At 64.2% G+C, this 21,354-nt stretch carries 18 protein-coding genes; 9 read left to right on the forward strand and 9 right to left on the reverse strand.

Features of this window, described 5'->3' with window-relative positions; translation table 11 throughout:
* The first annotated feature begins 65 nt into the window (after window positions 1-65).
* The 6 genes from LH20_RS24300 to LH20_RS22195 all read left to right on the forward strand — a co-directional run bounded on the left by LH20_RS24300 (window position 66) and on the right by LH20_RS22195 (window position 7,326).
* Window positions 66-1,139 carry a hypothetical protein gene (locus LH20_RS24300; protein ID WP_321164248.1) on the forward strand — a complete coding sequence of 358 codons (1,074 nt, stop codon included), beginning with the start codon at window positions 66-68 and terminating at the stop codon, window positions 1,137-1,139.
* The gene (locus tag LH20_RS22175) at window positions 1,139-3,154 is read left to right on the forward strand and encodes an outer membrane protein assembly factor BamB family protein (protein WP_053556537.1); all 2,016 of its coding nucleotides are present in this window, start codon (window positions 1,139-1,141) and stop codon (window positions 3,152-3,154) included. Before LH20_RS24300 ends, LH20_RS22175 begins: the two co-directional genes overlap by 1 nt.
* A gap of 18 nt (window positions 3,155-3,172) precedes the next feature.
* Window positions 3,173-4,420 carry an MFS transporter gene (locus LH20_RS22180; RefSeq protein WP_053556538.1) on the forward strand — a complete coding sequence of 416 codons (1,248 nt, stop codon included), beginning with the start codon at window positions 3,173-3,175 and terminating at the stop codon, window positions 4,418-4,420.
* 127 nt (window positions 4,421-4,547) lie between these two features.
* A complete protein-coding gene (locus LH20_RS22185; RefSeq protein ID WP_053556539.1) occupies window positions 4,548-4,916 on the forward strand; it encodes a c-type cytochrome in 369 nt (122 codons plus the stop codon).
* 29 nt (window positions 4,917-4,945) lie between these two features.
* Window positions 4,946-6,475: a class I adenylate-forming enzyme family protein gene (locus LH20_RS22190; RefSeq protein ID WP_053556594.1), complete on the forward strand. Its 1,530-nt coding sequence runs from the start codon at window positions 4,946-4,948 to the stop codon at window positions 6,473-6,475.
* A 23-nt stretch (window positions 6,476-6,498) separates the two neighbouring features.
* Window positions 6,499-7,326: an SDR family NAD(P)-dependent oxidoreductase gene (locus LH20_RS22195; protein WP_053556540.1), complete on the forward strand. Its 828-nt coding sequence runs from the start codon at window positions 6,499-6,501 to the stop codon at window positions 7,324-7,326.
* Between the two features lie 22 nt (window positions 7,327-7,348).
* On the opposite strand, the gene LH20_RS22200 is transcribed toward LH20_RS22195, so the two are convergent.
* From LH20_RS22200 to LH20_RS22235, 8 genes are all read right to left on the reverse strand, one after another.
* Window positions 7,349-8,167, reverse strand: a complete 819-nt coding sequence (locus tag LH20_RS22200) for a phytanoyl-CoA dioxygenase family protein (RefSeq protein ID WP_053556541.1) — start codon at window positions 8,165-8,167, stop codon at window positions 7,349-7,351.
* Window positions 8,168-8,630: 463 nt separating this feature from the next.
* A complete protein-coding gene (locus tag LH20_RS22205; protein WP_053556542.1) occupies window positions 8,631-10,415 on the reverse strand; it encodes a TonB-dependent receptor domain-containing protein in 1,785 nt (594 codons plus the stop codon).
* 217 nt (window positions 10,416-10,632) lie between these two features.
* Complete coding sequence (locus LH20_RS22210; protein ID WP_083455645.1) at window positions 10,633-11,088, reverse strand: GFA family protein; 456 nt, start codon at window positions 11,086-11,088, stop codon at window positions 10,633-10,635.
* Between the two features lie 196 nt (window positions 11,089-11,284).
* Window positions 11,285-12,658, reverse strand: coding sequence for a hypothetical protein (locus tag LH20_RS22215; protein WP_144423767.1), 1,374 nt, complete (start codon window positions 12,656-12,658; stop codon window positions 11,285-11,287).
* Window positions 12,659-12,832: 174 nt separating this feature from the next.
* The gene (locus LH20_RS22220; RefSeq protein WP_053556545.1) at window positions 12,833-13,285 is read right to left on the reverse strand and encodes a hypothetical protein; all 453 of its coding nucleotides are present in this window, start codon (window positions 13,283-13,285) and stop codon (window positions 12,833-12,835) included.
* 10 nt (window positions 13,286-13,295) lie between these two features.
* Window positions 13,296-18,209 (reverse strand): DEAD/DEAH box helicase, encoded by a 4,914-nt coding sequence (locus LH20_RS22225; protein WP_053556546.1) that lies wholly within the window; start codon window positions 18,207-18,209, stop codon window positions 13,296-13,298.
* Between the two features lie 184 nt (window positions 18,210-18,393).
* Complete coding sequence (locus LH20_RS22230; protein WP_053556547.1) at window positions 18,394-18,780, reverse strand: type II toxin-antitoxin system VapC family toxin; 387 nt, start codon at window positions 18,778-18,780, stop codon at window positions 18,394-18,396.
* Entirely contained in the window at window positions 18,777-19,049 is a 273-nt protein-coding gene (locus LH20_RS22235; protein ID WP_053556548.1) for an AbrB/MazE/SpoVT family DNA-binding domain-containing protein, read from the reverse strand. Before LH20_RS22235 ends, LH20_RS22230 begins: the two co-directional genes overlap by 4 nt.
* A 237-nt stretch (window positions 19,050-19,286) precedes the next feature.
* Here LH20_RS22235 and LH20_RS22240 point away from each other — a divergent pair, with 237 nt between their 5' ends.
* Window positions 19,287-19,880, forward strand: coding sequence for a recombinase family protein (locus LH20_RS22240; RefSeq protein WP_053556549.1), 594 nt, complete (start codon window positions 19,287-19,289; stop codon window positions 19,878-19,880).
* A gap of 6 nt (window positions 19,881-19,886) precedes the next feature.
* On the opposite strand, the gene LH20_RS22245 is transcribed toward LH20_RS22240, so the two are convergent.
* Window positions 19,887-20,498 (reverse strand): SOS response-associated peptidase, encoded by a 612-nt coding sequence (locus LH20_RS22245; RefSeq protein ID WP_053556595.1) that lies wholly within the window; start codon window positions 20,496-20,498, stop codon window positions 19,887-19,889.
* A gap of 61 nt (window positions 20,499-20,559) precedes the next feature.
* Between LH20_RS22245 and LH20_RS22250 the strand changes: the two genes are divergently transcribed.
* Both LH20_RS22250 and LH20_RS22255 read left to right on the forward strand, forming a co-directional pair.
* Window positions 20,560-20,943 carry a hypothetical protein gene (locus tag LH20_RS22250; RefSeq protein WP_442800469.1) on the forward strand — a complete coding sequence of 128 codons (384 nt, stop codon included), beginning with the start codon at window positions 20,560-20,562 and terminating at the stop codon, window positions 20,941-20,943.
* Window positions 20,944-21,039: 96 nt separating this feature from the next.
* Window positions 21,040-21,315, forward strand: a complete 276-nt coding sequence (locus tag LH20_RS22255) for a hypothetical protein (protein ID WP_053556551.1) — start codon at window positions 21,040-21,042, stop codon at window positions 21,313-21,315.
* Window positions 21,316-21,354 lie beyond the last annotated feature (39 nt).

The following is a 21,354-nucleotide window of genomic DNA, read 5'->3' on the forward strand; positions in this document are numbered from 1 at the left end:
AAGGCCTGCTGGACAGGATTAAGAAAATCGGTATGTCTCGTCGCTTCAAGTCCGGAGAGGCTGACATGGTCGAGTTTACGCCGAATGGTCTCGTCGCCGCAGCGCTTGCGTTCTGCATAGCAACTGCGACGCCTGCTAGCGCCGCCGAGAAGGAATGGCACTGTCCCGAGGGCTTTACGCCGAAGGCCGGCCTCAACACCGATTTTCCGTCCGATGGCGAGAAGCGCGCCTTCGTGATCGTGCCGCCCAAGGGCGAGAGCCGCGGACCCGCGCCGGTGTGGGTGCCGATGGTCGGCACGGTCGAAGCGACCAATTGGAACCTCAATGTGCCGCGCAGCGGCAACAACGCCAAGCTCGCCGAAGCCGGGTTCATGGTCATTGCGCCTATTCGGGAATGCGCCAAGCAGGATCCCGACCTGGCCGCGGGTGCCTGCAATGGGCCGGGCCGCAACGGATGGACTTGGAATCCTTGGCGGGACGGCCGAGCGGGCGGCGTTTCCGGAGACGTCTTCAAAACCGATGCCGGCCCGGATGTGCGCTTCTTTCAAAGAATGGTTCGCTGTGTCGGCACCAAATGGAAGCTGGATCGCAAGCGGCTCTATCTCGGCGGCATTTCGGCCGGCGGTACCATGACCAACCGCGCGCTGACGTTCGATTCCGGATTTTGGGCCGGCGGCCTGCCGATTTCCGGTGAGTGGTACGTCACTCAGGACGACGGTTCGTCGAGATCCTTTATGGACACCCGGGCGATGGTGGCGGCCGAGCCGAACAAGATCTGGCAGGGGCGCGTCGGACCCTATCCGTTGCCGCACCGGCTCGAGCCGATGATCGTCGTCACCGTGTGGGGCGGCGAAAAGGATCTGTGGGACTGCGGCCCGCCAATCGGGCTCTGCTCCGACTATCGCCCATCGACCCAGGCGGGGGCGAACTACTTTAGCTCCATTCCGGGAGTGGTCCATGTCGCCTGCACCGGGCAGTACGGGCACCGCTGGCCGCAGCCCAAAACCGACGAATTCAACCTGTGGGCGCTGACCACGCTCGCGTCGCACCCCAAGGGCAGCAAGCCGAGCCGCTTCAAGCTGACCACGCCTCCCGAAGGCTTCGACTGCCGCGTCGGGCGCTACACGGATCACTATTGATGGCCTGGACGACTCACCGCACCGGCATAACCGCAGCGGCCTCGGCGGGGCTCGCGCTGATCGCCTCCATCACCTATGCCCAAACATCGGGCACCTCGGCGGCCGCGCAGTCAGCGCCGAGGAGCCCGGCCACTACGCAGGACATGCCGGCGGCTCACGCGACGGCCGCGGCCGCTGACGGCGCGGCGCTTTACCAAGCGCGATGCGCTGCGTGCCACGAGAACGCGGTCGAGCGCACGCCCAGCCGCGAGGTCCTTTCGAAGAACCCTGTCAGCTTCATCCTGGCTTCGATGCGCACAGGCGCGATGGCCCCGATGGCGGAAGGGCTCAGCTTGGCGGAGATGACCGCGATCGCCCGTCACGTGAGCAAAGCGCCCGAGGCCGCCGCGGCGGATCAGGACGTCGACGTCAAGGCGATCTGGGGCGACGGGGTCGAGGGCACGCCACTCGACGCACCGAAATGCAAATCCGCCCCCCCACCGATCGACCTCGCGGCGCGCGACCAATGGAACGGCTGGAGCATCAGCAAGACCAACAACCGCTATCAGCCCAATCCCGGCCTCAAGGCTGGCGACGTCCCCAAGCTAAAGCTCAAATGGGCGTTCCAGTATCCGGGGGCCAAAAATGGACAAGCAACCGTCATCGGCGACCGCTTGTTCGTCACCTCGATGTCGGGCGCAGTCTATGCGCTCAATGCCAAAACGGGCTGTGTCTACTGGCGCCATGCCGCGGGCGCGGCCACCCGTACCAGTGTGGCCATCGCGGCATTGCCGCCCGGTTCCGGCGCGCGGACGGCGCTGTTCTTTTCCGATTGGACCAAGTCCGCAGTCGCGCTCGACGCCGACACCGGCAAGCAGCTGTGGAAGACCGTTGTCGACGACCAGCCTGGCCTGCAAATGACCGGATCGCTGACTTACTGGGACGGCAAGATCTTCGTGCCGATCTCGTCAGGCAACGAGGCCTTCGCACAATCGCCCAACTGGGTGTGCTGCAAGTTCAGGGGCGCGCTCGTCGCGCTGGATGCGCGAACAGGGAAGGTGCTGTGGAAGCGCTTCACCACGGAGGAAGAGCCAAAGCCGTTCAAGAAGAACCGGCTCGGAAAGGACATGTGGGGGCCATCGGGCGGAGCCATCTGGGTCGCGCCGACGATCGATGCCAAGCGCCGCATCGTCTACGTCGGCACCTCCAATTCGTACACCGAGAAGACCTACGACAATGCCGATTCGGTGATGGCGTTGAACGCCGACAGCGGCGCGGTGCTCTGGTCGCGCCAGCTGACCCCCGACGACAACTATATCGACGGCTGCTACCGGCCCGCCGCGCAGCGGCCCGCCAACTGTCCATCCCCTCTCGGACCCGACTTCTCGATCGGCGCGTCGCCAATCCTCCACGACCTACCCGACGGTAGGCAGCTGCTCCTCGTCGGCCAGAAATCGGGCATGATCTATGGGCTCGATCCAGCTCGCAAAGGCGCCACCGTCTGGGAGAGGCAGCTCTCGGCCGGGAGCGCGCTGGGCGGCATCGAGTTCGGCACCGCTTCCGACGGCGCGCGCGTCTACGCTGGCGTCTCGGACATCGCCTCCCCCGATCCCGATCGTGGCAAGCCGGGCCTGTGGGCGCTCGACGCCGCCACCGGCGCCGTGGTCTGGAATCAGCCCACCAGTTCCAAGCCTACCTGCCGATGGAAGAACTGGTGGTGTCATGGGGCGATCAGCCAGGCGATCAGCGTCATGCCCGGCGTGGTGTTTGCGGGCAGCTATGATGGCCACTTCCGCGCCTATGACGCCGTCACGGGGAAGATCGTTTGGGATTTCGATACCGGAACCAAGCCGGTCAAGGCTTTGAACGGCGCAATGGTCTACGGCGGCGTAATGGACGGGGCCGGTCCGACGATCGCGGGCGGCATGGTCTATGTCCACGCGGGCTATGCCGGGCGTTCCGGTAGCACCGGCGGTCGCGACATGCGCAATGCCGACGGCAACGTGCTGATGGCATTCTCGGTCGGCGGCCGCTAGCCGCCGACCACGCATTGTATGGGCGGCGCGATCGACCCGTCGCTCGAACCGCCGGGCCAGCGCGACGCAAGTGGGCGTGCGAGCTGGCGCCCCCTGGCCTATCCGCTCTTCGCGGCAGTCTGGCTAGCCAACACCGTGTCGAACTTCGGCGGCCAGGCTCAGGGCGTCGGCGCTGCCTGGCTGATGACCTCGCTGACCAGCGACCCCCTGACCGTCTCGTTGGTCACTACCGCCGCCCTCGCGCCCATGCTGCTATTTTCGCTCCTGGCGGGTGCGGTCGCGGACGCATACGATCGGCGGCTGGTGCTTCTGATCGCGCAGGGCGCCATGTTCGGACTGTCCATCGCGCTGGCCTGGGCGGCGGGGGCCGGCGCGCTGACGCCAGCCGGGCTGGTCCTTCTCACTTTCGGTATCGGTTGCGGTTTCGCCTTCAACGCGCCCGCGTGGCAGGCGGCGGTGTGGGAGTTGGTGTCGCACGAGGACGTGCCCGCGGCGGTGTCACTGAACGTGGTTGGCTTCAACCTCTCGCGCACCGCGGGTCCAGCGCTGGGGGGCCTCATCGTCGGCTGGGGCGGGCCATCGGCGTCCTTCTGGTTCAATGCCGCCAGCTACCTCGGCTTGCTGGCGGTCCTGGCGATATGGCTCCGCCGCCCGACCAAGGCGTCGATCACTTCCGCTCAGCCGATCTGGCCAGCCATCCGCGCCGGGGTCGGCCACGCCGCCACATCCGCCCCGTTGCGCAGGGTGCTGATCCGGATCGGGCTGTTCGGACTACCCCTTGGGGCCTTGCTCGCGCTTCTGCCGATCGTAGTCCGGCAGCTCGGCGCCGGTCCGGATGGCCTGGGGATCGTGCTCGCCTGCTCGGGCGGCGGTGCTGTGCTGGGCGCGCTGGTGGCCAATCGATGGCGCGCACGGCTCGGCCTCGAGCACCTGCTCCGCCTGTGCATCGCGGCGACCGCGGCTGGGATGACGATCGTCGCGGCGAGCGATCACCTGGCGATCGTGGCGATGGCGGAAGTGGTGACGGGCTGCGCCGCGACAATCTTCTACACCGTCGCGAACATCACTCTCCAGATCGCCGCCCCGCGCCCGATGCTGGGACGCATCATGTCGCTGCAAGCGATGGTCGCCTTGGGCGCGTTGGGGCTGGGGAGCTGGCTGTGGGGCGGTGTCGCGGTCGTGCTCGGGGTCGAGATCGCGCTCGGGTGCGCGGCCACCGTCATGGCGCTGATGCTCGCCCTTCCGGGTTCCCCAGGGCATGGCTAGGAGCAAACCATCTTTCTCAAAACTTGCGAAACGAGACTCGCGCTGATAGGCCAAGCCACAGCAGTTACGAGACGGTTCAGAAAAGTGCTGTCATACCAGGTGTCTCGTTTTATTCTGCGGAGAGATCATGAAGGGCCTTCTGCTCACATCGGCCGTGCTTTCGGCGACGCTCGTATCGACCACCGCTGCGCAGGCGCAGACAGTAGTCAGGCCGCCCGCCTATGCGCGCTGCGCCGCTTGCCATAGCGTGGTCAAGGGTGGGCCCAACGGGGCCGGCCCCAATCTCTTCGGGGTGGTCGGTCGCAAAGCCGCAGCGGCGCCCGGCTACAGCTATTCGCCGGCGCTCAAGAAGAAGGGCGGCGTGTGGACCCGCGCGGCGCTCGAGCGCTACATCACCGATCCGACGGCTTTCGCCCCCGGAGGCAAGATGATGAAGGTGCCGACGACGCCGGCCGATCGGGCGGCGATCCTCGCTTATCTGACCGCGCTGAAGTGAGCGAAACCCGCGCCGCGATCGCCGACTACATGGCGCAGCCGTTCGGCACCTTTGCCGATCTGGTCGCCCTGCAGGCAGCCGCGCAGCCCGATGCGACAGCCATCGTCTGCGAGGGACGGACCATTTCCTATGGCGAGCTCGACGATCTGGCGAACCGGGTCGCGGCCGCGCTTCAACGCGACGGCGTGCAACCTCGCGGGGTGGCGGCGATCTGCGCCCACAGCAGCATCGCGTATGCCGCGGTATTCATCGGGACGCTGCGCGCGGGCGCGGCGATCTCGCCTCTAGCGCCATCGGCGACGCCCGCGCAGCTTCGGGCAATGGTCGCGGACAGCGCCGCCAGCCATCTCTTCACCGATGTCGCCACCTCCAGCGATCTCGCACCTGTCGCGGCTTCGATCGAGGCGCGGCGGGTGGCTCTGGAAAAAGGCGCTGCAGGCGTCTTACTCGAAGAGTGGCTCCCGCCCCCCCAGACACGGCCGGCGCCGGTGGCAGTCGATCCCGATCAGGCGTTCAACATCATCTACTCTTCCGGCACCACCGGCACGCCGAAGGGCATCGTCCAGCCGTTCAGCATGCGCTGGAACCATGTCGGGCGCTGGGGTGGCTATGGCCCGGGATCGGTGACCATGATCTCGACCGGGCTTTATTCGAACACCACCTTGGTGTGCTTTCTGCCCGCTCTCGCGACAGGTGGGACCGTGGTCCTGATGCCCAAGTTCGACGCTCACCGCTTTCTCGAACTGAGCGAGCAACATCGCGCGAACTACGCGATGCTGGTGCCGGTGCAGTACCGACGGATCATGGACCTGCCCGACTTCGATAGCTTCGATCTGTCAAGCTATATCATGAAGTTCGCGACATCTGCGCCGTTCGCGGCCGAGCTCAAGGCGGATGTTCTACGCCGTTGGCCGGGCGGCCTCACCGAGTGGTATGGCATGACCGAAGGCGGCGGTTCGTGCCAATTGCTCGCGCACGAGCATCCCGACAAGCTTCACACGGTCGGCCAGCCCATGGATGGGCACGAGATGTTCGTGATCGACGAGGCCGGCAATCGTCTTCCTCCCGATCAGGTGGGCGAGGTGGTCGGCCGCTCGACCTCGATGATGAACGGCTATCATAATCAACCCGGAAAGACTGCCGAAGCCGAGTGGTGGAGCCCGGCGGGCGAGCGCTACATTCGCACCGGCGACCTCGCGAGTGTCGACGCCGACGGCTTCTTCACCCTCGTCGGCCGCAAGAAGGACATGATCATCTCGGGGGGGATCAATATCTACCCTGTCGATCTGGAAGCGGCGCTGCTCAATGATCCGGCGGTCAAGGAAGCGGCGGTGGTCGGCGCGCCAAGTCGGGAATGGGGCGAGACCCCGGTCGGCTTCGTGACTCTCCACCCGGGCGCGGAGGCCGACGGAGAAGCTCTGCGCGCGGCCGCCAACGCGCACCTGGGCAAAATGCAGCGCCTATCTGCCGTTCACGTCGTCGACGAGCTGCCGCGCAGCGCCATCGGAAAGATACTCAAACGAGAACTGCAAGATCGGCTCGCCAGAGCAACCGCCTAAAGCGCGAAACAGGAGGACCACGGATGACAGGCAGGCTCGACGGCAAGGTCGCCGTCATCACCGGGGGTACGAGCGGGATCGGGGAGGCGACCGTCGAGCTGTTCGTCGAGCACGGTGCAAGGGTGGTGTTCACCGGCCGCAACGAGGCCAGGGGCGGCGAGATAGCGAGCAAGCTCGGAGAGGCAGCGCTGTTCGTCGCCGGCGACGTCCGTCGCGAAGAGGACATCGCTTCCGCGATCCAGGCCGCACGCGACACGTTCGGTCGTCTCGATTGCCTGTTCAACAATGCCGGCGGCGGCACCAGCGGCTCCGTAGAGACGGTGACGACCGACGATTTTCGCTACGCCATGGACTTGCTGGTCGGCAGCGTCGTGTTCGGGATGAAGCATGCCGCGCCGATAATGAAGGCTCAGGGCTCCGGCGCGATCATCAACAACACCAGCGTCGCAGCCCTCAGGACCAATTACGGCGGATTGCTCTACGCCGGTGCCAAGGCGGCGGTGCGTCAGATGACCAAGGTCGCGGGCATGGAGCTTGCTCCGTGGGGCATCACGGTCAATTCGATCGCGCCCGGTGGGATCGCGACACCGATATTCTTCGGCGGATCCGAGCGCGCCAAGGGCATGGAGGAAGGCCACGTGGCTGCTTCGATGGCCAAGCTCGAGCGGAGCCTGGCCGCCGCGACGCCGCTCCAGCGCTCGGGTCACCCGATCGATATCGCCTATGGCGCGCTTTACCTGGCGAGCGACGAGGGACGTTTCGTCACCTGCCACGACCTGGTCATCGACGCGGGCATGACCGCTGGCGGTAAGACGAACTTCGAGGGCAGGCCGCCCGAGACGAGCTGGTAGTAGGACGCGACGCCGAGCGGCTTCACATGGGGTCGCGCCGCCCTGCAATTCCGGCGTGAATGCGCGCACGCACTTCAGGCAGGATCGCGCGCATAGGGTGGCGGCCGTCGACCCAGCCGACGAACTGACAGATGTCGTAGCCCAGCAGCTTCTGCACCTCTTCGGGCAGGCTGGCCACCGTCGCGGGATCGAGCCCGAGGTATTGGTTTTCCTGCTGACGCAGCCAGCCGCGGCAGTAGTTGAGCGAAAGTCCGAAGCGAGCCTCCCCGGTGGTGTTGGCTCCGCCACCATGCCAGACGGCGCCGTTCCAGAGCAGCACGGACCCACGCGGCATCTCGGCCGCGATCCATGCCGCTGCCGGATCGACCGGCTCGCTGCAGAGGTGCGAGCCCGGGACGAGGCGGGTCGCTCCATTGGCCAGGCTGAAGTCGGTCAGAGCCCAGATTGTGTTGATCACGAGCGGCGGATGTGCCGCGTCTGGAAAGTATGCGTCGTCGCGGTGCAGAGCCTGGAAGGTCTCCCCGCCGTGGATCTCCATTGTCGAAGCGATCGAAAGCTGGGCTTCAGGACCGAGAGCAGAGCGGACGATCGTAAGCACGTCGGGCTGGACCAGCAGGGAATCGAGGACGCGGGTTTTGGCGAACAGATTGAACACTCGCTTGGTGCGGGTCCCGGCGAAGTCGTTGTCGCCGAACGGCTGGTCCGCATGAAGGCGATCGAGCTCGGACTTGATCCTCCGGCACCCTTCGTCTTCGAGCAGGCCGGGGATGATGGTGTACCCGGCCTCGGCGAGCTGTTCGGCATGCTCGGACAGCGCGTCCGGGGCGTATGGCCGGAACATCAAACCGTATCCGACACGGCCTGCCAGGGGGGCGCAACTCGCGCATCGTCGGGACGATTGTCTTCGCCCCAGAAGAGGACTGCGGGCACGTGTGCAACCAACTGCTTCGAAACAATAATCTACAGCTGACAAATCGCCGAGAGCACCAATAGCAGCACCGCATCGCGAAGCAAGTTTGACGGGCGAACCTAGAGCCAACCAAATACAGAGCGAGGAGGACACAATTGTGCTCTCTAAACGAGCGGGGCGATGGTCGGTGGGCTGCGCGCAAACCCTGACGACTGGCCGACCGCACTGCTGTGGGATTTTTGGGCGTACCTCAGGCAATAGTCCGCGCATTTGTGGTGGCGGGGATACGGTATCTCTTCCGTTTAGGGCGGACGGTCCTGCAGCCTTGCAGTTAGCGAACGGCGGCGACGCGCTTCCGAAGCGCGTCGCCGCAAACGGTCGCCCACGCGATCGCTCAGAACTTCTTCCTCAGGCCGAGTTTGAACGTCCGTCCAATCGGATTCCCAATGAACGGATCGTAGCTGTATTCCAGACGTGCGCGAGGTGGATCACGGTCGAACACGTTCAAGACCGAAGCCGACAACGTAACGTCCAATGGTAGGTCTACGCGGTAGGTGAAATCGTGCATCATGAAGGAGTTCACGCGCAGACCGAAATCGACCAGTTGGCAATTGGTGGCCGAGCCGGCGTTGACGTTGGCCACGCTGCAGTTCGTCGAGGGGCCGGTCTGCACGACAGTCGGCCCTCGATTGTCGTCGACTCCCTCGATGAAGGTCGTCGTCCAGTTGAAGCGATGCGGCCCTGTTTCGAAGTCCAAATAGGCGGCTACCCGCAATTTCGACACGGTGCCCGGTGCTCGATCGTAGTTGGTGAATCCGGCCGCATCGAAAGCCGGCGAGACGAAGATACCGTTGTAGACGAACTCGTACTGCTTGTAATGAAACAGGTAGCTACCCGTCGCACCGATATCGAGCGTTCCGCCGATAAGCTGGTCGAAGCGATAATTGACGTCGAAATCCACTCCGTTGAGGCGGATCGTGGGACCATTGGTCACGTCGGATCGGACCCGCTCGATGTCGTTGCCCGTCGTCACGCCCTGCGTGCAGGCATTGGCGTTGTTGAAGGTGACGAACGAGCGCAGTGGGCTCGAGCAGTTGACGAACTGGCTGCCGTTTCCAGTACCCGCAACTGCGGTCGCGACGACATTGGCCGGAACCGCGAGGATCTGGTCGTCGACCTTGTAGCTCCAATAATCTATCGTCGCCGTAAGCCCGCCTGTCTGTAAGATCGCGCCGACGCTGTAGCTGAGCGCCTTTTCTGGCCCGACGGCGGGGTTGCCGAATGTGTCGATCGACTTGAAGACATTGCCCGAGGCGGCGATGCCTTGAAGGAGGGTGACACCCGTCGGCGCCGAATCCAGCACCGTAGGGCCACGAAAGGATGTCCCTACCGAACCTCTGATCGCCAGCCAGTCGGTTAGGTCCCATTTCGCGCGCAATTGCGGATTTGTGGTCGAGCCGGTCAAGCCGCCATAATCTTCGTGTCGTAACGACAGCTGGGCGTCGAACCCTTCGAACAGCGGCAGGCTCAACTCGCCGAACACCGCCTTCACCTTTAGGGAGAGATCGAGCGGAATGTTCTGTCCGAGGAAGATGTAGGGGCCGGTGCGTAAGGCGCAGGTCGTCTGGCCTAGCACCGGGCATGGGTTGAGGTTGGCGTTGTAGATGTCGGAGACACGCTGTTCGAAATCGACGTGCCGGTACTGCGCGCCGACCGCAAATCCCACCTCTCCGCCCGGGAGAATGACCGGCAAGGCGCCGCTTACCACCGTATCGGCGACCCAGGTTTGGGTCTTGGCGGTGTAGCGCTGCGTGTCGAATAGCCAGGCGACAAGCTCGGTAGAATTGGCGTTCGCCGGCACATAGCCGGGGTTGGTCAACTCGAGCGGGCGATTGCCGGCATACCCATTCGAGAAGGGATTGAAGTATTGGCAGCCGTTGGCCCCGGGCACGGTGCCCCCGCAGTTGGGGCCACCCAAGCCGTCGAGTGCCCGCTGCAGGCGGTCGATCAAGACGTCGGGGGTCTGCTGGACCTGGTCCTCGATGATGTATGTCGCCGCAATGTCGAAGGCCAGGCCGTCCGTGAGGTCCCCTTTCACGCCCGCAGACCATCGCAACTGCTCGTAGTCGCGCTTGAGAATCTGTCCTCCTTTGCCGTCTGTCGTCGGATTGCCGCCCACTGCGATCGGACGAAGCCGATTGGTCCTAATGCTCTGCGCTACGCCGATCAGAGCGCCTTGTCCGGTCTGGGGTCGATTCCTGAACGGCAGGAATTTTTCGCGAGCGGGGCAAAGCCGCCATGCGGCTTTCCGGATCGCGGATCAGCCCTGCTCATGGCCGCTTGTGGGTGGAAAGGCGAATGGCAGCTTTGGCAGCAAAACCTTGCAAGCTTGGTCGCTAGCTCGGAGTAGGCCCGACAAGCGCTATCCACTCGGCTTGTGTCCGCGGTTGTTCGGCAAGTGCGGGCACCCCATCAGGAAGCGTCACCCAGGCTTGCTTGCTGCTCACCCAAAGATGAGCGGCAGGCACGACCTCGTGGCTTTGATCGAGGGTTCCGCAGCGCAACGATGCAAAGCCCGGGCGCTTGTCATTCTCGGCGAAGATGCGGACTTTGCAGGTTGGACACCCCCAGATCGATGATAGGGCACCACTCGGCTGTTCATAGGAGCCGATGTCCAGATCGCCCTCAATGTCGAGATCCTGCTTGGCGAACAGCATGTGCTCGCTGAAGGCTCCACCAGTTCGCGTCTGACAGTCGGTGCAATGGCATGCATAAGGTCGAAATCGAAATCCATCGCGAAGAGTGTAGCGCACGGCACCGCACAGACATCCACCCGTCAAATCGCCTTTCATCGGTTAGCCCTCACGTCGTAACCTTCCGGCAGTCTAGCGAAGGCTGGAACGGCGACAATGGGGTCGTGAGCTGCCTGGCGGCTTTTGGCCCATAGGCCCAGGATAGCGGACAATGCGTCCGGCGCCGGCTCGGTGTCTGCTTTCCTACCCCGGCGATCTGGAAGCTGCCGATCGGCTTCCGACCCCTTAGCAGTCATCACTCCAGTTGCAGGGATTGGTTTGCCATCTGTCCCAACGCGCCGAGCGCTTCGAGCGCGTCTCTGGAATTGCCGTCAGCAAGCGTCATGATCCGCGCCGTCACAGACGGCGAGGCCCCCAGCTCGCGGGTGAGCCTGAAGAAGATCGCCTCGCTCCACGGTTCTCCCTTGCGCACAGCAACGAACAGCGCGCGGTTGAGATCGGCAAGGCCGGCCTTGCCAGCGCGCCGTTCGTCTTGATCGATCGCCAGCCACATGATCAGCCCGCACTGATAGTGCAGATCGAATTTGCCCTCGGCCGAGGCTTTGCTCAAAGGTGTCGCGGCAAGCCCGGCGGCACAGGCCTGTTGGGCCTCTTCCTTGCGGCTCAGCACATAGGCCCGCTCTGCCGGACCGCGCCCGACCATCGCTAGCGCGGCCATGGCCTCGGCACCGCCCTCGTGAATCCACGCAAAACGATCGTCGCCGAACAGTTTGCCGGCCTTGTCCTGCTGGAACAGATGCGCGGCTTCGTGGGCGAAGAACCAATCCAGCCACAGCGGATTATCCGCAGCGACCCTTTCAATCGCGCCCTCGCCGTCAAAGTGCATGAAAATCTGACGCGGGAGGGTGCCGCCCTGGCTAGAAACTCGGCCATTCTTCTCCGGCTCGTCGTCGATGGAGACATAGAGTTCCGGTTTGAAGGACAGCGGGCCGTAGATCGTGGCAAGATCCTGAATGGCTTGGGGCAGGGAGCGATCGAGATGCTGGCGCACCGCCGGCGGAAGACCGGGATCAATGATCGCCACGAAATCATCGGCATCCACGGGCTTGAGCGTGCCGATGAAGATGCTGGTGCCATCGTCCCGGCTGATGAAGCTCTCGCGGTCCGGGGTCCGGCGACCCTCGACACCGACAATCTCGCCGGGCGCCGTGATGCGGATCGGCAGGGGGCCGGTCTGCTCGCATGGCGCGCTCGGGCAGGCGTGGAACTGGCCGGAATGAACGAGAGCGCCGCCCTGGCTGAACGGCGAGAAGGGCGCGTAGCTCTTCGGCAGGGCGCGATAGTCGATCGGAATCGTGAACGCGACTTGCCGGAACGCTTGCCCGTCGGTGCGCTCGATCCGCTCGCCTTGGCCTTCCTTGACCCAGCGGAAGGCACCGTCGGCGGGCTTCCAGACTTCAGCGCGATAGCCGCCGAGCTCTTGCGGGAAGTGGAGCGCCGTGGTCGCCTCGCTTAGGCGATAGTCTGCCGTGACCTGCCGGTCTGCAGAGTGGGTCAGATCCAGCGCCAGCGTCTGAGGCGCGCCCGGCACGCCCACTCCGGCAGCGCAGCCTGCTAAAGCGAGGGCTGCGGGCAGCACTATGGCAAGCGTGCGAAATGACAATGGCATATCGATTCCCTGAACGACCGGTTGAGGCGACATCTACAGCTCTGGCACGGCGTCGAAAAGCCGCCCTTCGCTTTCCCACCCTCGACCTCGCCATTAGATCGGCTCTGGGCAAAACTTGGAAGCGGTCATTGAACGTGGGGGCGGCGGTGGTGGCGGTGCCCGGACGCATACGGCTTAGCGTACGTTTACGCACAGATTCTGCGATGCCCCCGTCTTGGCAGCCTCCTGTGCGACGTCGGCGAGCGGCTCGAAACGGTAAGGGGCGAAGTCCGCCACCATCCGCTTCGACAGCGTCTTGCGGCTGTAGGCGCCGCCCTCGGTCCAGCTCGCGCTTTGCGTGAAGCCATAGCCCTCCGCGTGCCGAACCATCTCGTCGTGCGGCGCGACGTACCAGCGGCCGGCGTCGTGGAACGCGATCCAGATGTCGCGACCGAGGTACTTCCGGTCGATCATCCAGCGCCCCTTGAGCTGGACGAGCTTCGTGTCGCCGGTCGTCTCATTGGCGAGGATGAAGTCGATGCCGCCGTCGTAGACCGGCAGGAAGGCGTTGTAGCCGTTGGCGAGCGCGAGGCTCACCAGCGCGTTGCGGTTGATGACCTCTCGGATCTGGCTGCGGTATCGGCTCATGGGCGCGGCCTCAGCCCTGCCAGCTTGGCAGCGCGGCAACGATTTCGCGCGTGCGCAGGCTCATGGCGATGACGCGTGCGAGGAGGTCGAAGGGGTAGCGGGGATCGCCCTTCTCCTCGCGCGCGTAGGCGTTGGCGTCCTTGGTGATGCCCGACGCGGTGTCGGTCCGGACCCCCTGCCACTCCATCACCCATTCGATCGCCGACTTGCCGTTGACGACGTAATCGTACGCCTCGAGCGGCACGCCGGTCAGGGTGAGGTTGTGGTTGTAGTGGATGACGCTGCGATCATACGCGCCCTGCTTGCCGCCGAAGCGCATCTTCTCGACCCGCCAGAAGACGACGGGGTCGGGGATGTTGATCAGCCGCAGGTCGCCCTGGGCGAGCGTCACGGGGAACGGCTCTACACTCTCGAAACCGCAGTGCAGCTCGGCAAGCTCCCGGCCCGCCCGCTCGAATGCGTCGAAGATGGCGCGATCGGTCGGAACCGGCAGACGCGGCAGTTCCTTGGCGAGCGTGTCGGCAAAGCGCAGACGATAGTCGGGTGCGTGGAGCAAGCCGTACGAATAATAGAACATTGCCTCGTGGCTGAGCGCGGCATCGCCGAGCGCGCTGCGATAGGCGTCGAGCGCGCCAGGCGTGATCCCGGGGCGGCGCCGGTACTGGCGCTCTCCCTCCCCGAACAATTCGCCAGCGGCGAGATCGGCATCCGGGCCGACAGGCTCGTAAATCCAGAGCGGGAAACACTGCGAGCCGCCCATATCGGCGAAGTGCAGGCTGGGAACGGCGTCGGCCATGATCGCGCCAAACGCGACCTTGCCACCGACCCCGGAGATGCTGATCACCCTGTTGTCGCAGCCCGCCGCCGGAAAGATCGACGGCATCTTGTAGACCATCTCGTTGAGGTCGCGGGCGAAATACAGCATCTGAGGGGTGAAGGGCCGATATAGGGACCGCGTGATGGCCGCCCCTTCGTACGCGAGGGGCCGGCGTTTGACCGCCATATCCTTCAGTGCACGGGTCCAACTGATCTTTCGGCTGTCGGTGTCGACGAACGCGTCGATGAGCGCCTCCCGCTCTTTGCGGGTGGCCTTTGGATGCGCTGCGTCGAACCGTTTCAGCTCGGAATTGTAAGTGTCGATCATGCGGCCGATGTTCGCGGCAAGTGCGGCGCGCGACGGGTTGTAAGCCCACCAATCACGCTGCGTCTTCACGCCGGCAGAATAGCTTGCAAAAAGCTTGATCCGCTCCTTCCCGTCCTTGTCGCCCATCGCCATCAGATCGGCGAAGCTGCCGTCGCGCTGACCCAGCCAGTCGCCGTGCGCGTCGGGCTCGATCAAACGCCAGCCCTTGCGCGCACCTACGCCCTTCATGCTGCCGAGGCGCATGACCTCCGCCAGCTTCCGCTCACGGGTCAGGTAGTCGTCGACGGCGTGGAAATGGATGCGGCCATGGTGGGCGGCGTCGGGGTTCTTGACGAACAGCCACACTGCGATCGGCGCGCGCGAACCGGCATCGAAGATCTTGCCGCCCTCGCGCCGCGACCGCTCACCCGAGGTGCGCTGGTTGCCCTTGAGGTGGAAGATGTAGAGGTCGGCGAACTCCTCCTGCAGGCATCGCCGGATGCCATCGGTGGAATTGCCGTCGACCCAGCCCCCGTTCGTGACGAACGACACGATGCCGCGGTCGCCGATCCGGTCGGAGGCCCAGCGCATCGCGCGGATGTAGCTGTTGTAGAGCCCATTCTTGTTCCGCGCGGCCGAGCGCGCGGCGTAGGTGTCGCGCACCCGCTGATCGAGGTGCGGATAGTCGACGTTGGCGGCATTGTCGTTCGCCGTGTCCTGCCCGTCCGAATAGGGCGGGTTGCCGATGATGACGCGGATGTCGAGCGCCTTCTGCCGCGTCCGCCGCCCGCTGTTGTCGCGCAGGGTCTCCGCGACGAGGTCATCCTTCTCGTAGAGCTGGAAGGTGTCGGTCAGGCAGATGCCGGGGAAGGGCTGATAGGCGCCGCCCGACAGCTCGTGGAACGTCGCCTCGATGTTGATCGCGGCGATGTAGTAGGCGAGCAGCACGATCTCGTTGGCGTGGATCTCGTGCGCGTATTTGCGCGCCAGCTGGTCGGCGGGGATCAGCCCCGACTGCAGCAGCCGGGTGACGAAGGTGCCGGTCCCGGTGAAGGGGTCGATGATGTGCACCCCCTCGGACGCCAGCGTCTGCCCGAAGCTGTCGCGCAGCGCCTCGTCGACCGAGCGGATGATGAAGTCGACGATCTCGACCGGCGTGTAGACGATGCCGAGCTTCTTCGAGAGCGTCGGGAAGGCGGTCTTGAAGAACTTGTCGTAAAGCTCGAGCACGATGCGCTGCTTGGCGGCGGCGCTGTCGATCCCGGCGGCGCGCATCCGCACGCTCGCGTAGAAGCGTTCCAGCCCCTGCGCCTCGCGGTCGAGGTTGTGACGGTCGAGGACGGCAAGCACGCCTTCGAGCGCGCGGCTGACGGGGTTGGAGGCGGCGAAGTCGTAGCCCTCGAACAGCGCCTCGAACACGGGCCGGGTGATGAGGTGCTGGGCCAGCGTCTCGATGGCCTCGGCCTCGGTGATGCTGTCGTTAAGGTCGTCGCGGATCTCGGTGAGGAAGCGCTCGAACGCGGCGCGCTCCTCGCTGCCCGGCGTCGCCACGATCGCGGCGATGCGCGTCACTTGCGCCTCGGCGATGCCGGCGACGTCCTTCGCCCACTCCTCCCAATAGGTGCGCGTGCCGCACTTCCGGACGATGCGCGCCATGATCGCGCGGCTGATCTCGTCGAACTGAAAGGCGAGGCTGCCTTGCGCCGGTCCTGGCGCGGCGGGGCGATCGTCGCCGGGGTCGGTGTCGCCCGCCCCGCCCTCGCCGCCGATGCCGATGCCGCCGCCGCCCTTCTGCGGCCGCGTCGGCAGTTCGTTGGCGACGGCGATGATCTCGATGCGATCGCCCGGATCGACGCCGAGGTCGATCTTGTTGATCGTCGCGTCGAGCCGCTCGTCGTGGCTCCGGAGCGCGTTCAGGATCTGCCAGACGACGCGGTACTTCTCGTTGTTGTTGAGCGCGTCCTCGGCTGCGACCCCGGCGGGGATGCCGACCGGCAGGATCACGTAGCCGAGCTCCTTGCCCGGCGCGCGCCGCATGACCCGCCCGACGGCCTGCACGACGTCGATCTGACTCTTGCGCGGATGGAGGAACATGACGGCGTCGAGCGCGGGCACGTCGACGCCCTCCGACAGGCAGCGCGCGTTGGTGAGGACGCGGCACTCGTCGTCGCGGCCCGTGTCGGCCTTCAGCCAGCCGAGCAGATGATCGCGCGCCTTGGCGTTGAACCCGCCGTCCACATGCTCGACCGTGACCTCGAGCGGTGGCATCTGTTCCGCAAGCTTGGGTGCCGCCGCCTCGAGCGAGGCACGCCAGTCGGCGGCGACCCGTCCGAACTCGGCCGCGACGGTCTTGGAGGCGGCGATGCTCTTGGCGAACGCGATCGCGCGCCGCATCGGTCGTGGGTGGCCCGCCTCACCTGCGAAGTCCACCTTGGTCAGCGCTTTGTAGCAGCCCACCAACTTCGTTGCATCGTCGAGCACCAGTGCGCTGTCGTCGTCAGCAAGCCGCGCCTGCAGGCCGGCGGCCACATCCGCTTCGTTGATGGCGAGGACGATGACCTTGTAGTCGGTGAGGAGGTCGTTCTGAACTGCCCACCCGAAGCTGCGTGTGAAAAGTGTTTCGCCATAGAGAGCAGGGTCGTCCATTGAGACGAGCGCGGCATTCTCATCGCGCGCGACATCGCGCACCGCTTCACCATACACGCGCGGCGTCGCGGTCATGTAGAGACGCTTGGCGGCGCGGATGTAGGTTGCGTCATGGACGCGCACGAAGTTGCTCTCATCCTCGCCAGACAGCGTCACGCCGGTGGTTCGGTGGGCCTCGTCGCAAATGATCAGGTCGAACGCCGGTAACCCGAACTTTTCCTGCGCTACTGCAATCGTTGGCAATGACTGGTAGGTCGAGAAGATCACCGTCATCCGCTCGGGAACGTCGATGGTCGCCTTTGCTGCGAGCACAGAAGCGTTGGTTGTCGCCGGAATCTCGAGGTCGTGCGCGTCGATGTCGGTTGTATCATCGCGGCCGCGCCGGACACCGACCTGCGCGTCCGAGCAAACCGCGAACGAGCGAAGCGGCGCTTCGCTATCGATCGACCACTCACGCACGGTCTGCTGCATCAAAGCCAGGCTTGGCACCAGGAACAGCACCCGACCCCCTCGCCCCGCCATCGCTTCCGCGATCTTAAGCCCGGTAAAAGTCTTGCCGGTACCGCACGCCATGATGAGCTTTCCGCGGTCGGCCGTCGCTAGCTTGTCGGTGACGCAATCAATCGCTTCGATCTGGTCGGGACGTGGCCGCTTTTTGTCAGTCAGCCGCACTGTGCCGTCGGCAGCAAATGCGGACCAGTCGATCCCGCTCTCCTCGAGCTCGGTGAGACCGACGCGCTGCGTTTCGATTGCCTGATCTCGAAAGGTCGTCTCGGCATGATCGGTCCAGTTGACACCCGTCGTGTCGACGAACATCCGGCGCGCGAAAGGTGCGCGCGCGGACGCGGCCAGGAACCCATCAATGTCGGATCGCTGAAGCCGATAGCCCTCCGCGTAGAATTTGCACTGTATCGCGCACCAGCGACCCGGATCGTCCGCCAGCTCGGCGACGAGATCGATGCCCGTGTCAGTCCCGCTTTCTCCGCGTTCCCGCCCGAAGTCCGTATAGGTCAGCACGCGCGCATAACGGCCCGCTTGGGTCGGTGCGTGCTCAAGCCAAATTTTGGTCAGTCGCTCAAAGTAGGTGCCCTTCTCGCGCTGCGACCGCGCACTCGAACGATAGTGGTCTAACAGGGCACGAAGGGGTGTCGGCACAAATGGGCTTTCGTGAAAATCTCGAAGGTCGAGCGTCTACAAGTTTTCGTCTCAATGAGTCTGCTGGTATTGCGGAGACCTAATATGGGGCAGCGAAATGTTGCTCGTTCAATGTGCCAATTCACCGTGCCGAAAGTGGCCTCAAGCGGGCATTTGCCAAGTCCTATCCTCTCAGGATTCTCCATTAGCGAAGGTGCTTGAGCTGTAGCCCCCTCACCTTCACCTTCTTCCATTCGCGGTCAGCGGTGAGGACCGGCAAGCCTAGCTGAAGCCCGAGTGCCATGCACGAACGGTCACCCAGCCCTCGCCCATATTCCTGGGTCTTCTCCCACAGCTCGGCAGCGGCATAGGCAGCCTCGGTATCATGTGCACGGACGTCGAGCGCGAGCTCGCCGAGGATCGCGCGCACGTCCGCACAGGATGCGCCTTCACGAAACATCTCCTTTGCCACTTCCTGCAGATTGACAGCGGAGATTGCAGCATTGCCCATGTGGCCGGCAACGATGTCCGCCCCCGGCTCGTCACGCAGAAGCGCCAGCACGGCCGATGCATCCAGCACCACCTCGCTCATGGGGCAGGATCGCTAATGCTCGCTTCGTCGTGCCCGGCCTCTTCACGCCTGTCGCGTAGGAAGTCTTCGGTGGTGCGCGGCGACTTGACCGCCTGCAGGTACAGCTCGCGTGCGCGCATCACACGATGGCCGATGGGCACAAGTCGGACGCCACCCGCTTCTACGATCGCGGTCACCTTCGTATCGCCCGACAAGCCCATTGCTTCGCGCACGGACTTCGGAAGAACCATTCGCCCATTGGCAGCCACCTTCAGATCAATAGCCGTCATCACACGTTGAACCTTAGACCAAATATGCCACGGTTTAAAAAGTGGCACACAATCAGATAGGACGCAACGCCATAAGAAATTTGGTTGTACGATAGGGGGTCGCTCAACGGACACAAAATTTGGCCCGATCGCCAATCAATAGAATTTGGCTTTCGTCCTCCAAAATCGGGGTCGACCAGTCCGTCTCATTAAGGTAGTACGACTAGATTCTCATTGATGGGGCGCTAAGCGTTACAGATGACCGGGACTTTGATCGGATACGCACGGTGTTCAACCGACAAGCAGGATTTGACGGCCCAACGCCATGCTCTCGCCGAGCTCGGTGTGTCGGCCGACCGGATCTATACCGATCACGGCCTCACCGGCACTTCGCGCGATCGGCCAGGGCTTGCGCAGGCACTCGCCGCCGTCCGTGCCGGCGATACCTTGGTCGCACCGAAGCTCGACCGCCTAGCCCGATCGGTCCCCGATGCGCGGGCGATCGCCGAGGAGCTCGAGAAGCGCGGTGTTGCCCTCGCCCTCGGCCGACAGATCCACGACCCGAGCGATCCTATGGGCAAGATGTTCTTCAACATCCTCGCCACCTTCGCTGAATTCGAAGCTGACCTGATCCGGATGAGGACGCGGGAAGGTATGAAGGTCGCCAAGGCGAAGGGAAAGTTGAAGGGCAAGCCCCCCAAGCTGACCGACCGCCAGCAGCGCCATCTGCACCAGCTGCATGAAGGAGGCGAGCACTCGATCAGTGAGCTGAGCGAGTTATTCTCGGTTTCGCGCCCAACAGTCTATCGAACCATCCAGCGCATGGCATCCAAGCTCGCTTCCGGACAGTAGTGCATTCTAGCGGCCCGTCCGCACCCAGGGCACCGTCGTTCGATCGACTTTGATATCTCTCTGGTATGGCAGCTCGCATAGGGTCAACGCTTCAGCGGCTGAGCCGTGTTCCCATGTCGGATATTGGTCGCCTCGCAAAATAACCGGCATCCGGGAATGGACTTCGGCCGCGGCACCAGTGCCATCCTTCATCACCATCGAATAGCAATCACCCCATTCATCCGAAGACCGCCATACGCCGGCGACGGCGAACAACTCCGCGTCCGGCAGCGACAGCCAGGTGCGCGTCATGGATCCTCGGGGACCCTCGGCCTCCGCCCACGCGGTAAGGGGGATGAGGCAACGTCGCTTCTCGAAGCTGTCCCGCCAGAAGAACTGGCTCAGCTTGTCGGTGCGGGCGTTGTTGACCGGTTTCGGCTTTAGAGGCTGGCCCGACTTCTTGCTCTTCAGCGACAGCGGAAAGCCCCACACCATCGATCGGATCGATCCTTTGGCCACGACCAACCCGGGATACCCTGGATAGATCTCTCCCGGCGCGTTGCTCGCTGCAGCGGGCGCGGCGTTGAACAACCCAGCGACCTCGGCCGAGCTCTTGGTCATGCGATACAGGTTACAAATACACGCCTCCCAGCCTTCAGGAATCTTCAACTGTCATCGCAGTATGATAGAAGAAGAGATCATGCCCGCCACCATTCTTGCCGCCGCCGCTGCCTTTGTTTGCACCCCGATCGCGGTCTGGGACGGAGACGGGCCAATTTGGTGTGCCGAGGGCCCGAAAATTCGCGTCGGCAATATAGCAGCGCGGGAGAGGGACGAGACCTGCCGACCAGGGCACCCCTGCCCTGCGGCAAGCGGCGCGGCCGCGCGCGACGCAATGGTCGCTCTCCTCGGTGGACCTCGAGGAACTTTAAGCACCGGCCATGTCCGCGTGCGCGCGCCCGCCATGCAGTGTCAGGCTACCGGCAGCAGCTACGAGCGGGTCGTTGCGACCTGTCGCCTGCCCAACGGCCGCGATCTTGGTGCGGCCATGCTGGCCACCGGCACCGTTGTTCCTTGGCGATAGACACAGCCTCGATCCGGCGCGAATCCGAAGAACGGACAGAGAACGCTTGTCCTCGAGCTTCCGAATGTGATATCCTTTTGCCGGAAGGAAATCACCATGTCGTCGTTCGATAACTGGCCAAGCGCGACCTCGTCGTTCGACGACGCTCCGAGCCGTCGGTTTGAATCGGCCGCGCCGGAGTTCAGGTCGACCGTATTTAACCAGTCCAACCCCTACGATCTGTCCACCTATATGGGACAGCATCTGATGTCCCACCCAATAGGTTCTGGTCTCCCGCTGCCCTCTACAGCTCAAGGGCTGTCATGGAAGCAGTTCGGGTCGATGGTAGCTCTTGGCATTGTCGGTGCGATGATCCTCGCCCTGATCTTCTGAAGCTGATTTGTCAGCCGTAACGAACGGCGCGGCAGCTAT

This window comes from Sphingopyxis sp. 113P3, assembly GCF_001278035.1.
Lineage (GTDB): Bacteria > Pseudomonadota > Alphaproteobacteria > Sphingomonadales > Sphingomonadaceae > Sphingopyxis.

Coding starts and splice junctions, on each gene's coding strand:
- LH20_RS22190 (WP_053556594.1), top strand. CDS start 4,946: ATGGCGCAGCCGTTCGGCACCTTTGCCGATCTGGTCGCCCTGCAGGCA.
- LH20_RS22210 (WP_083455645.1), bottom strand. CDS start 11,088: ATGAAAGGCGATTTGACGGGTGGATGTCTGTGCGGTGCCGTGCGCTAC.
- LH20_RS24300 (WP_321164248.1), top strand. CDS start 66: ATGGTCGAGTTTACGCCGAATGGTCTCGTCGCCGCAGCGCTTGCGTTC.
- LH20_RS22255 (WP_053556551.1), top strand. CDS start 21,040: ATGTCGTCGTTCGATAACTGGCCAAGCGCGACCTCGTCGTTCGACGAC.
- LH20_RS22220 (WP_053556545.1), bottom strand. CDS start 13,285: ATGAGCCGATACCGCAGCCAGATCCGAGAGGTCATCAACCGCAACGCG.
- LH20_RS22240 (WP_053556549.1), top strand. CDS start 19,287: ATGACCGGGACTTTGATCGGATACGCACGGTGTTCAACCGACAAGCAG.
- LH20_RS22195 (WP_053556540.1), top strand. CDS start 6,499: ATGACAGGCAGGCTCGACGGCAAGGTCGCCGTCATCACCGGGGGTACG.
- LH20_RS22250 (WP_442800469.1), top strand. CDS start 20,560: ATGCCCGCCACCATTCTTGCCGCCGCCGCTGCCTTTGTTTGCACCCCG.
- LH20_RS22175 (WP_053556537.1), top strand. CDS start 1,139: ATGGCCTGGACGACTCACCGCACCGGCATAACCGCAGCGGCCTCGGCG.
- LH20_RS22200 (WP_053556541.1), bottom strand. CDS start 8,167: ATGTTCCGGCCATACGCCCCGGACGCGCTGTCCGAGCATGCCGAACAG.
- LH20_RS22180 (WP_053556538.1), top strand. CDS start 3,173: ATGGGCGGCGCGATCGACCCGTCGCTCGAACCGCCGGGCCAGCGCGAC.
- LH20_RS22230 (WP_053556547.1), bottom strand. CDS start 18,780: ATGAGCGAGGTGGTGCTGGATGCATCGGCCGTGCTGGCGCTTCTGCGT.
- LH20_RS22215 (WP_144423767.1), bottom strand. CDS start 12,658: ATGCCATTGTCATTTCGCACGCTTGCCATAGTGCTGCCCGCAGCCCTC.
- LH20_RS22185 (WP_053556539.1), top strand. CDS start 4,548: ATGAAGGGCCTTCTGCTCACATCGGCCGTGCTTTCGGCGACGCTCGTA.
- LH20_RS22235 (WP_053556548.1), bottom strand. CDS start 19,049: ATGACGGCTATTGATCTGAAGGTGGCTGCCAATGGGCGAATGGTTCTT.